Source organism: Sphingomonas floccifaciens, assembly GCF_042681125.1.
Lineage (GTDB): Bacteria > Pseudomonadota > Alphaproteobacteria > Sphingomonadales > Sphingomonadaceae > Sphingomonas > Sphingomonas floccifaciens.
In genome coordinates this window covers 726,615-738,809 of record NZ_JBHUFC010000002.1, presented here as the reverse complement: position 1 = coordinate 738,809, position 12,195 = coordinate 726,615, and the positions used below count along the sequence as shown (strand labels likewise).

At 67.8% G+C, this 12,195-nt stretch carries 9 protein-coding genes; all 9 read left to right on the top strand.

Going from position 1 to position 12,195, the window contains the following annotated elements; translation table 11 throughout:
- The first annotated feature begins 98 nt into the window (after nucleotides 1–98).
- Nucleotides 99–1,859, top strand: coding sequence for a sensor histidine kinase (locus tag ACFSC3_RS06270; RefSeq protein ID WP_380939532.1), 1,761 nt, complete (start codon nucleotides 99–101; stop codon nucleotides 1,857–1,859).
- A complete protein-coding gene (locus tag ACFSC3_RS06265; protein WP_380939531.1) occupies nucleotides 1,856–3,190 on the top strand; it encodes a sigma-54-dependent transcriptional regulator in 1,335 nt (444 codons plus the stop codon). Before ACFSC3_RS06270 ends, ACFSC3_RS06265 begins: the two co-directional genes overlap by 4 nt.
- Nucleotides 3,191–3,288: 98 nt before the next feature.
- Nucleotides 3,289–4,305 (top strand): YeiH family protein, encoded by a 1,017-nt coding sequence (locus tag ACFSC3_RS06260; RefSeq protein WP_380939678.1) that lies wholly within the window; start codon nucleotides 3,289–3,291, stop codon nucleotides 4,303–4,305.
- Nucleotides 4,306–4,418: 113 nt separating this feature from the next.
- Nucleotides 4,419–4,988 carry a TetR/AcrR family transcriptional regulator gene (locus ACFSC3_RS06255; RefSeq protein WP_380939530.1) on the top strand — a complete coding sequence of 190 codons (570 nt, stop codon included), beginning with the start codon at nucleotides 4,419–4,421 and terminating at the stop codon, nucleotides 4,986–4,988.
- A 54-nt stretch (nucleotides 4,989–5,042) separates the two neighbouring features.
- Entirely contained in the window at nucleotides 5,043–6,242 is a 1,200-nt protein-coding gene (locus ACFSC3_RS06250) for an efflux RND transporter periplasmic adaptor subunit (RefSeq protein WP_380939529.1), read from the top strand.
- 6 nt (nucleotides 6,243–6,248) lie between these two features.
- On the top strand, nucleotides 6,249–9,464 hold the full coding sequence (locus ACFSC3_RS06245) for a multidrug efflux RND transporter permease subunit (RefSeq protein WP_380939528.1): 3,216 nt from the start codon (nucleotides 6,249–6,251) through the stop codon (nucleotides 9,462–9,464).
- Nucleotides 9,457–10,911 (top strand): efflux transporter outer membrane subunit, encoded by a 1,455-nt coding sequence (locus ACFSC3_RS06240; protein ID WP_380939527.1) that lies wholly within the window; start codon nucleotides 9,457–9,459, stop codon nucleotides 10,909–10,911. Before ACFSC3_RS06245 ends, ACFSC3_RS06240 begins: the two co-directional genes overlap by 8 nt.
- Before the next feature lie 53 nt (nucleotides 10,912–10,964).
- Nucleotides 10,965–11,453: a sterol desaturase family protein gene (locus tag ACFSC3_RS06235; protein WP_380939526.1), complete on the top strand. Its 489-nt coding sequence runs from the start codon at nucleotides 10,965–10,967 to the stop codon at nucleotides 11,451–11,453.
- Nucleotides 11,450–12,190, top strand: a complete 741-nt coding sequence (locus ACFSC3_RS06230; protein WP_380939525.1) for a fatty acid desaturase — start codon at nucleotides 11,450–11,452, stop codon at nucleotides 12,188–12,190. Before ACFSC3_RS06235 ends, ACFSC3_RS06230 begins: the two co-directional genes overlap by 4 nt.
- The last annotated feature ends 5 nt before the right edge of the window (nucleotides 12,191–12,195 follow it).

Genomic DNA, 12,195 nt, shown 5'->3' with positions numbered 1-12,195 from the left:
CAGATAACGCTTTATCGCGCCTTTAGTACGAGATGCAGACCGAAATGCGCGTGTAAAAAGACATGCGTATAGACCGGTTTGTGCGATATTCCGCACAGATGCCGAGTCGTCACGCTCCCCGCTGGATCGCCCCCTTGGTCGTCGCGCTGGTCGTTCTTACCGTGGCGACGTTCGCCGGCGACCGCTGGTCGCGCGCGCAGGCGACGCGGGCCACCGATGCAATCGCGCTGGCGACGGCGCGTGGTCATGCAGCGCTGCTCGCCAGCGAGTTACAGAAGTTTCGCCTTTTGCCGCTGGTGCTGGTGGAGTTCCCCGATGTCCGTGCTGCCCTGTCGGGGTCGCAACCGGCACAGGCCCGCCTCGATGCGCGGCTCGAACAGCTTGTCGCCCGCACCGACGCGGCCAATCTGTACGTCATCGACACGGCCGGACGCACCGTCGCATCGAGCAATTACCGCGCGCCGACCAGCTTCGTCGGCCAGAACTACAGCTTTCGCCCCTATTTTCGCGACGCCATGCGCCGCGGCGCGTCCGAATTGTTCGCGCTCGGAACAGTCAGCGGTCGCCCCGGCTTCTACCTGGCCCGGCGCGTCGACGAGGGCGGACGCGCACTCGGCGTCGTCGTGGTGAAGGTGGAATTCGAGGCGGTTGAGGCGGCATGGGCGCGGGCGAGCGGCGCGAGCTTCGTCGTGGGGCCGCAGAATGTCGTCCTGATCACCAGCCGCTCCGACTGGCGCTTCCGCTCGATCGGCCCGGTCGCACCGGCCGTCGCCGCCGCCGCCCGCCGCACGCTCCAGTTCGGTGCCGCCGCCCCCCTGCCCGCCCCGTTGGTCATCTCCGGCAGCATCGCCGTCGCGGGAGGCGACCGCTATCGTATCGGCATCGTCCCTGCCCCCATCGCCGGAGCCCGGCTCATCCACCTGACGCCCTTCGCGCCAGCCCTCTCCTCCGCCCGTACACTCGCGTTACTCTGGGGGTTCGGCGCGCTGCTCTGTGCCGGCGTCGTCGGCGCGGTCGTCGTTCGCGGGGCCGAGCGGCGGCGGTTGCAGCGCGAAGCGCATGCCCGGCTGGAGCAGCAGGTCGCCGCGCGCACCGCGGATCTGCGCGACGCCAATGAACGGTTGCGGATCGAGTCCGAGGAGCGCGTGGCCACCGACCGCCGCTATCGCGCCGCGCGGGAGGAACTGGCGCAGGCCAACCGGCTCGGCACGCTCGGCCAGATCACGGCCGGGGTGGCGCATGAAATCAACCAGCCGGTTGCCGCCATCCGAACCTTTGCCGAGAACGGTACGATATTGCTCGACCGCGGCGCGGAGGATGCGGCGCGCGACAATCTCGGCCGGATCGTCGCGCTCGCCGACCGCATCGGTACGATCAAGGCCGAATTGCGCGGCTTCGCCCGCAAGCGCACGCCGGCCGGCGGAACGGCGACGCTGGGCGACATCCTCGACGGCACGCTGATCCTGATCGGAGAACGCGCGCGCGGACGGATCGCGGTAGACACCGATCCTGATACCCGCGCGGTGCGCCTGGTCGGTGACCGCGTGCGGATCGAGCAGATCCTGGTCAACCTGATCCAGAACGCTCTCGACGCGATCGGGGAGACCGATGGCCGGATCACCGTCAGCGCCGTCCGCGAAGAGGCGCGAATGACACTCACGGTGGCCGACACCGGCTCCGGCGTCGATCCCGGCATCCGTGACGCGCTGTTCACACCCTTCACCTCCGGTAAGCCCGCCGGTCTTGGCCTTGGCCTGGCGATCGCGCGCGATATCGCGCGGGAATTCGGCGGCGACCTCGCACTGCTGCCAGATGGCCCGGGCGCGCATTTCGCCCTCACCTTGGCGGTGACGCCATGAGCGAGGTGATCTTCGTCGAGGATGATGAGGCGCTGCGTTCCGCGACGACGCAGGCGCTGGAGCTGGCCGGCTATACCGTCATCGCCCATGCCGACGCCCGCGCGGCGCTGACGGCGATCCCAGCAGATTTCGCCGGCGCCATCGTCTCCGACATCCGGATGCCGGGCATGGACGGTTTCGCGTTTCTGGACGCCGTCCACGCCGCCGACCCCGACCTGTCGATCATTCTCATCACTGGCCACGGCGACGTCGCGATGGCGGTGTCCGCACTCCACCGCGGGGCCTTCGACTTCCTCACCAAGCCGTTCGCGGTCGACCATCTGACCGCCAGCATCGACCGCGCGATCGAGCGCCGGCTGCTGGTGGTCGAGAACCGGCGGTTGCGCAGCGAAGCCGAAGCGGCGCAGGCCGGCAGCCCCCTGATCGGCGACAGTGCGGCGATGGTCCGCCAGCGCGCGACGATCGCGCAACTTGCTGCCGCCGATATCGACGTGCTGATCGAGGGAGAGACGGGCACGGGCAAGGAGCTGGTCGCGACCCTGCTGCACCGGATGGGGCCGCGGCGGGGCCGGCCGTTCGTCGCGGTCAACTGCGGTGCGCTCATCGACGGGCTCGCCGAGTTCGACCTGTTCGGTCACGCCGCCGACAGCGTTCCCCACACCCGCCTGTCGCGCGACGGGCAGATCGTGGCGGCGAGCGGCGGGACGTTGCTGCTCGACGAGATCGACAGCATGCCGCTCACGATCCAGGCCAGCCTGCTGCGGGTGCTGGAGGAGCGTGAGGTGCAGCCGATCGGGGAGGCCCGCCCGATCGCGGTCGACCTGCGCATCGTCGCGACGACGAAGACCGACCTGGCCGCCGCCGTCGCTGCGGGCGGCTTCCGCGCCGACCTATTCTACCGCCTGAACACCGTCCGCCTGCCAATCCCACCGGTGCGCGAGCGCGACGGCGACATCTTCCGCCTGTTCGCGGCCTTCGTCGATGAGGCGAAGGCGCAGCTCGGTCGCCCGGACTTCACGCTGACCGACGCCGCCAGTCGACATTTGCGCGAGCACGACTGGCCCGGCAACGTCCGCGAGCTGCGCAATTTCGCGTTCGAAAGCGTCCTGGGCCTCGGCACCGAAGTCGCGCGCGTCCCGTCGGACGCCGACCTTCCCACCCGTGTCGCCGCATATGAGGCGGATCTGATCGAGGCCGCGCTGCGCCATCACCGCGGCCGGGTCGCAGCCGCGCTCGTCGACCTCGGCATCCCGCGCAAGACCTTCTACGACAAGGTGGCGCGGCACGGGATCGATCTCGACGCCTTCCGCCAACGCCCGGCCGAAGCATAGGCGGTTGACCGCGTTCGGGCTCGGCCATCTTCCCCTGCCAAAAGCTGCTAAGTCATGGTAGCGGGCGGGTCGTGACCGAAACGACCCGCCCCTTCCCCATGGCCGCCGACCTGTTCGGCGATATCGTCGAAGGACCGCGGGTCGGATGGCGGGAACATCTGCCCGGTCTGGCGCTGGTCGTTGCGGCGATGCTGGCGGCGGGGTTTCTGTCCGACCGCTATGGTGCGCCGCTGACACTGATGGCGCTGCTGATCGGCCTCGCGCTCAATTTTCTGTCGGCAGACAAGAGGCTGCACGCCGGGCTCGGCTTCGCATCACGCGACCTTTTGCGCTGGGGGATCGTCCTTGTCGGTGCGCGCGTGACGCTGGGGCAGATCGCCGATCTCGGGCTGCCCGCGTTGTGCGCGATCGTCGTCGTCGTCGCGAGCACCATGATGATCGCGGTGATGCTCGCGCGGTGGCTGGGGTACGACCGCTGGTTCGGGATGTTGGTTGGCGGGGCGGTCGCGATCTGCGGGGCTTCGGCAGCGCTGGCCGTCGCGACGACGCTCAGCACGCGGCGGATCAGCCAGGCGCAACTGACCCTCGTCCTGATCGGCATCTCGGCGATGAGCGCGGCGGCGATGGTCCTCTATCCCATGCTCGCGCACGCCGCCGGCTTCTCCGACGGACGCGCGGGTTTCCTGCTCGGCGGCGCGATCCACGACGTCGCGCAGGCGCTGGGCGCAGGCTATTCCTATTCCGCCGAAGCCGGGCGGATCGCGACGATCGTCAAGCTGACCCGCGTCGCACTGCTCGCCCCCGTCCTCGCGGTACTGGCACTCTTCCTGCCGAAGAGCGAACGCGCGGCCGCCGGACAGGGTGTGCCGTGGTTCGTCATCGGCTTTTTCGTCGTAGCGGGGATCAATTCCACGGGTGTGATCCCGCTGCCGGTGGTCCACGGCGCGGAAACATCGGCCGGCGCGCTGCTGGCGACCGCCGTCGCCGCCACCGCCATCCGCTCGCCGCTGCCGCAACTGATGAAGATGGGATCGCGCCCGCTGATCCTGATCGGACTCGTCACGCTGGCGATGTTCGGATTGACCGCAACGGGTACGCTGATCGCGATTCGCTGACGAGCAGGCTAACGAAAATCCTGTGATTTGCTGCACTTGCGAAGACCGCTTGACCGAAGCGTCCTGGAAAGATACCGGACGGTCGGTATCACACTGTACATGGTCGATAACGCTTGAGCCCGCCTACCGCCTATGAACGCAAGAAGGACCCTGAAGGGGTCCGTGCCGCCATCATCGATGCGGCCATGGCGGTGCTTGCCGACAAGGGGCTTGCACGCCTGACGATCGACGGCGTGGCGAGCGCGGCGGGCGTGACGAAGGGCGGGCTGTTCCACCATTTCCCGACAAAGGACGCGCTGATCGACGGCGTGCTCGAAAGCATGACCGCCTTCGCCGAAGCGTCGATCGAGGCCGAGATGGCGCAAGACCCCGAACCGTATGGACGGTTCACCCGCGCCTATCTGAACGGCGTCTTCGTCAAGCACTGTATCCGCGACTCCGTGTCTTCGCACGCTCTGTGCCTGTCGATGATCGCCGATCCGACGTTGCAGGACCGCTGGGCGGCCTGGGTCGACGGGCAGGTCCGGCGTCATGCCGCAACCGATGACAATGTCCCCTGCCGCATCGTCCGCCTTGCCGCCGATGGCATCTGGCTGTCGACGATGCGATCGGCGGCCGGTGTCGCCGACGTCTCGCCGGACGTACGCGGCGCTATGATCGCTATGACCCGCGCGTCGCCCTGACGTCACACGACCTTCGTAACATCCCTTCCCGGCCGCCACCCCCGGAGACTTCCCGTGCCGAACCGCTTCAAAAGCTCGATCTCGATCCTTGCCTTCCTCGCCCTGGCCGCGTGCGGTAGTGGTGGCGATGCCCCGCCCGGTGGCGGCATGCCCGGTGGCGGCGCAGGCGGCCCGCCCCCGCCGACGCTGGTCGAGGCGATCACCGTCCAGACGCAGACGGTGCCCAATATCGTCGAGCTGCCCGGCCGTATCGAAGCGGTTCGCACCGCCGAGGTGCGCGCCCGCGCCGACGGCATCATCGAGCGCCGGCTGTTCACCGAAGGCGCCGACGTGCGCGCCGGGCAGCCGCTGTTCAGCATCGACGCGCGCGACCTTCGCGCCGCGGTCGAACAGGCCCGCGCGACGCTCGCCCGGGCGCAGGCCGCGCAATCCAATGCCCAGTCGGTCGTCCGTCGCTACGCGCCCCTGATCAAGGAGCGCGCCGTCAGTGGGCAGGAATATGACGCAGCGCAGGCGACGTTGCGATCGGCATCGGCCGATGTCGCGCAGGCGCGCGCCGCGCTGACCCGCGCGCAACTGCAGCTGAACTACACCACCGTTCGCGCGCCGATTTCCGGCCGCGTCGGGCGCGCGCAGGTGACCGAGGGCGCGCTGGTCAGTGCCGCCCAGGGCACGCTGATGACGACGATCGAGCAGCCATCGCCGATCTACGCCGTCTTCACCGAATCGAACACGGCACTGCTCGACATGCTGGCGACCGGGCGCTCCGGCCAGACCGACCTGAAGCCGCTGCGGCAGGTCGAGGTCCGCCTGGTGCTGGCCAACGGCCGCGAATATGGCCCGGTCGGCACGCTCGATTTCGCCGCGCCATCGGTCGATCCGCAGACGGGAACGCAAGTCCTGCGCGCGGTCTTCCCCAACGGCGAGCGACTGCTGGTCCCCGGCCAGTTCGTCCGCGGTCGCATCGCGATCGGCACGGCGCCCAACGGCATCCTGATTCCGGCGCGCGCGATCCAGTTCGGTGAGCGTGGGGCAAGCGTGACGATCGCCAACCCGGACGGCTCCACCGCCCCCCGGCCCGTTCAGCTGGCCGGTCAGGTCGGCAGCAACTGGCTGGTGAAGTCGGGCCTCAAGACGGGCGAGCGCGTCATCACCGATGGCTGGCAGAAACTGATGATGCCGGGCATGCGCGTCCAGGTGAAGGGCGACCCCGCCCCCGCTGCGCAGGCCCCGCAGCAGCCGGCGAAGAAGTAAGCGATCATGGACAGTTTCTTCGTTCACCGCCCGGTCTTCGCCTGGGTGATCGCCGCCTTCATCGCGCTGTTCGGCACGATGGCCCTGCTTAACCTGCCGGTCGAGCAATATCCCTCGGTCGCCCCGCCGTCGCTGACGCTGACCTATAACTACAACGGCGCCGATGCCGAGACGATGGACAAGAACGTCACGTCGGTGATCGAGCGCGAGCTGAACGGCGTCGACAAATATCTCTACATGTCGTCGACCAGCCGCGCGAACGGCACCGGCGAGATCGTGCTGACGTTCCAGTCGGGCACCGACATCGACGTCGCCCGCACCCAGGTGCAGGATCGCCTGAACCGCGCCGAACCGCGCCTGCCGGAGGATGTCCGGCGTCTGGGCATTCAGATCACCGACAATTCGTCGGGCTTCCTCGAAGTGCTGACGCTGCGGTCGAAGTCCGGCAAGACGCCCGCGCTCGAACTCGGCGACTTCGCCTCGACCAAGGTCGTCAACGAAATCCGTCGCGTCCCCGGCGTCGGCAACACGTTGCTGTTCAGCTCCGAAAAGGCGATGCGCATCTGGCTCGACCCGGCGAAGCTGTCGGGCTTCAACCTGTCGCCGTCCGACGTGCTGCTCGCGGTGCAGGAGCAGAACAGCCAGACCGCCGGCGGCGGTATCGGCGACCAGCCGACAACGCCCGGCACCGAATTCAACGCCAAGATCGTGACGCAGAACCGCTTCCAGACCCCGGAGCAGTTCCGTCAGATCATCATCAAGGCCAATACCGACGGGTCGACCGTCCGGCTGGGCGACGTCGCCAAGGTCGAGATCGGCTCCGACAACTACCAGTTCTCGACCTCGCTGAACGGCGACAAGGTGGCGGGTATCGCCGTCCAGCTGGCCGCCGGTGCCAACGCGATCGCCACCCGCGATGCCGTCAGCGCGCGGATGAAGGAGCTGCAACGCACCTTCCCGGCCGACATCACCTGGGACGTATCCTACGACACGACGCCGTTCATCTCGACCTCGATCGACAACGTGATCCGCACGCTGGTCGAGGCGATGCTGCTCGTCTTCCTCGTCATGTTCCTGTTCCTCCAGAACTGGCGCTCGACCGTCATCCCGGCGATCGTCGTGCCGATCGCGCTGGCGGGCGGGTGTCTGGGCCTGTGGATGTTCGGCTTCTCGATCAACACGCTGTCGCTGTTCGCGATGGTGGTGGCGATCGGCATCCTGGTCGACGATGCGATCGTCGTGGTCGAGAATGTCGAGCGCATCATGGCGGAGGAAGGGCTGCCGCCCGCCCAGGCCACGATCAAGGCGATGGGCCAGATCCGCGGCGCGATCATCGGCATCACGCTCGTACTGATCGCGGTGTTCATCCCGATGGCCTTCTTCCCCGGCTCGACCGGCGGCATCTACCGCCAGTTCTCGGTGACGCTGGCCGTCTCGATCTTCTTCTCCGCTGTCCTGGCCCTCACGCTGACCCCGGCACTGTGCGCGACATTGCTCAAGCCGCACAAGCATGAGCCGGGCGTCACGCCAGAGCCGCGCGACGGCTGGCGCGGCTATCCGCAGCGCTTCTTCAACTGGTTCAACGACCGGTTCCAGAACGCGACCGATCGCTATATCCGCGGCGTCGGCGGCATGCTGTCGCGCCCCTTGCGCTGGCTCGCTGTCTTCCTCGCCGTGCTGGGCGTCACCGCGCTCCTCTTCCTGCGCCTTCCCGGCGGCTTCCTGCCTGAGGAGGATCAGGGCTATTTCGTCGTCAGCTACGACGCACCTGTGGGTGCGACGACCGAGCGGACCGAAGCGGCCGTGCGCCAGACCGAAGCGTTCCTGATGAAGCAGCCGCAGTTCGACCGGGTAATCTCGGTTCTTGGCTTCAACTTCTTCGGCCAGGGCCAGTCGGCGGCGCTCTCCTTCGTGATGCTTAAGCCCTATGCCGACCGGCATGGTGCGGAGAATTCGGTCAACGCCGTCGTCGGCAAGACCTTCGGCGCGACCAGCGGGATCACCGGCGCGACCATCTTCGCGCTCAATCCGCCCGCCATCCAGGCGCTGGGCAACGCAACCGGCTTCTCGCTGAAGCTGGAGGACCGGGTGGGCAACGATCCGGCCGGGCTCCAGCAGGCGATGGGGGCGATCATGGGCGCGGCGTCGCAAAGCAAGATCCTGGCCGGCATCCGCCCCGAGGGGCAGGCGCCATCGCCTCAGCTCTACGTCGACATCGACCGCGTCCAGGCCCGCGCGCTGGGGTTACAGATCGCCGACGTCAACGCGACCCTCGCGATCAGCTTCGGCTCGGCCTATGCCAACGACTTCTCGAACCAGGGCACGGTCCAGCGCGTCTACCTCCAGGCCGATGCACCGAACCGAATGAAGGCCGAAGACGTCCTCGCGCTGCGCGTCCGCAATGCGCAGGGGTCGATGGTCCCCTTCTCAGCCTTCACCAAGGTCTCGTGGGAAGCCGGCGCCACCCAGCTCCAGCGCTACAACGGCTATCCGTCGCTGACGATTTCGGGCCAGGCGGCACCGGGCCAGTCGTCGGGCGCGGCGCTGAAGGAGATGGAGCGGATCGCCGATCAGGTGCTGAAGCCCGGCTTCGGCTATGAATGGACCGGTACGGCATATGAGGAAAAGCAGGCGGGCGGCCAGATCGGACTGCTGCTCGGCCTGTCGCTGATCGTCGTCTTCCTGTTGTTGGCCGCACTCTACAACAGTTGGGCTGTCCCCTTCTCGGTGCTGATGGTCGTGCCGTTCGGCGTGCTGGGTGCGGTGGTCTTCACCATGCTGCGCGGGCTGTCGGCCGACGTCTATTTCAACATCGGCCTGATCACGATCATCGGCCTTGCGGCGAAGAACGCGATCCTGATCGTCGAGTTCGCGATCGACGACGAGGAGCATCAACCCGGAGAGGGGATCGAAAAGGTGCGCGAGGCGACGCTGGAGGCATCGCGCCAGCGCCTGCGTCCGATCCTCATGACGTCGCTCGCCTTCATCCTCGGCATGGTGCCGCTGGTGATCGCCAGCGGGGCGGGTGCGGCGAGCCGCCATGCGGTCGGTACCGGCGTGATGGGCGGCATGATTGCCGCCACGATCCTCGGCATCTTCTTCACCCCCGTCTTCTACTTCGCCGCGCGGCGCTGGCTGTCGCGCAAGGCGCCGACGTCGGCGGCGGCGCATCACGATGGCCCGGAGGGCGATCGCTCGGAAGGAACCCCCGCCCATGCGTAAGGCGATCCTGCTCGCCGGCCTGGCCTCGCTCGCCGGCTGCAACTTCACGCCAAAATATGTCCAGCCCGTCGCCCCCGTCGCACCGACCTTCCCAGAAGCGACGGCTGGCACGCGGGCGGCGACCGATATCGGCTGGCGCGAATTCTTCGGCGACCCGCGGCTCCAGGCCTATCTGGCTGCTGCGCTTGCCAACAACCGTGACCTTGCCCAGTCGGTCGCGCGGGTCGAACAGGCCCGTGCGCAGTACCGGATCACCGATGCCGACCGCCTGCCGCAAGTCGAAGGCGTCGCCGGCGCGACCCGCACCCGTCAGCCGATCAACGCGCTGGGCTTCCCGATCGGCGGCACGAACAGCGGCACGGGAACCGGAACGCCGACCCCGAGCAGCACGCCCGATGCCTTCACGATCAACCAGTTCTCGCTGGGCGTGCAGGTGCCGAGCTACGAACTCGATTTCTGGGGCCGTTTGCGCAACACGTCGGAGGCGGCGCGCCGGGAATATCTCGCGACCGTGGAGGCCGAGCGCGCCTTCCGCATTTCGCTCGTGGCGCAGGTTGCCGCCACGTACCTGCAAATCCGTGCAGGCGAGGAACAGATCGCGCTGGCCGAACGCACGCTGGCCGGCCGACGCGATGCGGTGACGATCGCGCGCAAGCGGATGGATGCCGGCGTCACCTCCACGGTCGACTTCGACCAGGCGCGGCTGTTGGTGACGCAGGCCGAGACCCAGTTGGCCGAGCTGCGCCGCACGACCGCGCAGAGCGAGAATTTGCTGACCGTCCTCGTCGGCGGCCCCCTGCCCGGCCCGCTCCCTGCGGCGCGCCCGCTCAGCGATCCGGGGCAGTTTGCCGCGATCGAACCCGGCCTGCCCTCCGCACTCCTCGTCAATCGCCCGGACGTGCTTCAGGCCGAACAGCGACTGCGCGCGGCCAACGCGAATATCGGCGTCGCCCGCGCGTCGTTCCTGCCGAACATCACGCTGACCGGCCTGCTCGGCTTCATCTCGCCCGCGCTCGGCAGCCTGATCGGCGGCGACTCGCTCCAATACCGCGTCGGCGCCAATGCGACCCAGCCGATCCTGACCTGGGGCAAGGGGCGCGCGGGAGTTGCGTTGACCAGGGCACAGGCGGACGAATTGGTCGCCGCGTATCAGAAGGCGACGCAGACTGCGTTCCGCGAAGTCGCCGACGCGCTCGTCGCGCGCCGCCGCTACATTGAGCAGATCGACGCACAGACTCGCGCGATCGATGCCCAGCGCCGCCTCGTCCGCGTGGCGCGCCTGCGGTACGACAACGGCCTGGCGATCTATCTCGAAGTGCTCGACGCCGAACGCAATCTGTTCGCCGCGGAACAACAGCTGCTCCAGCTACGGAGTGCGCAGCTTCAGAACGACGTATCGCTCTACACTGCGCTCGGCGGGGGACTGAAGGAGGTTTCGAGCGGTTGAGTTTTTGCCACCCGCTCTCGCATCGCGGGGGCGGATGGCTTATGTGAACTGCGATGACCTGGTTCGAGAAACTCGCGATCGTGATCGGCATGGTGCTGTTCATGGAATGCTTCGCCTGGGCCACGCACCGCTATGTCATGCACGGCTGGGGCTGGGGCTGGCACAAGTCGCATCACGAGGATCATGACGGCTGGTTCGAGAAGAACGACCTTTACGCGGTCGTCTTCGCCATCGTGCCGATCGTGATGTTCGTCGTCGGCCTGTGGTGGCCGCCGCTCTGGTGGGCGGCGCTCGGCATCACCGTCTATGGCGGCATCTACGCCTTCGTCCACGACATGCTGGTCCACCAGCGCGGCGGGTTCCGCTGGGTCCCCAAGCGCGGCTATTTCAAGCGCCTGCTCCAGGCGCACCGCCTCCACCACGCGGTCGAGGGCAAGGAGGGTACGGTCAGCCATGGCTTCCTCTTCGCCCGCAGCCCATCGGTCCTGAAGGCCCAGCTTCGCGCCAATGCCGAGCGGCTGAAGGCCGCGACGGGACGGTGAGCACAGCCCTGCGCCGCCAGACCCGGATCGGCGTCGCGCTGGCCGCCGCGATCATCGTGTGCTGGCTGGCGATCCACATCTCGGGCATCTTCTTCTTTCGCTGGTCAGTGGGAATGATTCCGGTCGCGGCGGCGATGGTGCTCGTCCAGACATGGCTCAGCACGGGCCTGTTCATCATCGCCCATGACGCGATGCACGGCGCGCTCGCGCCGACCCATCCGCGCCTGAACCGCGCGATTGGCACGGTCAGCCTCGCGCTCTACGCTTGCCTGTCCTATGCGGCACTGCTGCCGCAACATCACGACCATCACCGCCATGCCGGCGGCGCGGGCGATCCGGATTTCCACGCCGGCGACCCGAGCCTTGCAGGGTGGTTTCTGCAATTCTTCCGCACCTATTATACCCATGGGCAGATCGTACGGATCACCATCGTCGCGCTGATCTACACGCTGCTGCTCGGCGCGCCGCTCGGTAACATCGTCATATTCTGGGCGATCCCGGCGCTGGGCGCGGTGGCGCAGCTGTTCGTCTTCGGCACCTGGATGCCGCATCGCGAGCGCGCCGCGCCCTTCGCAGATCATCACCGCACGCATAGCCTGAGCATCGGACCGATCGTGTCGCTGCTGACCTGCTTCCACTTCGGCGGCTATCACCACGAGCATCACCTGTCGCCGGGCACGCCGTGGTGGGGCCTTCCCGCCCGCCGGCGCGACCTTGCCGACCAGTCGCGCGGCTGAAGCGG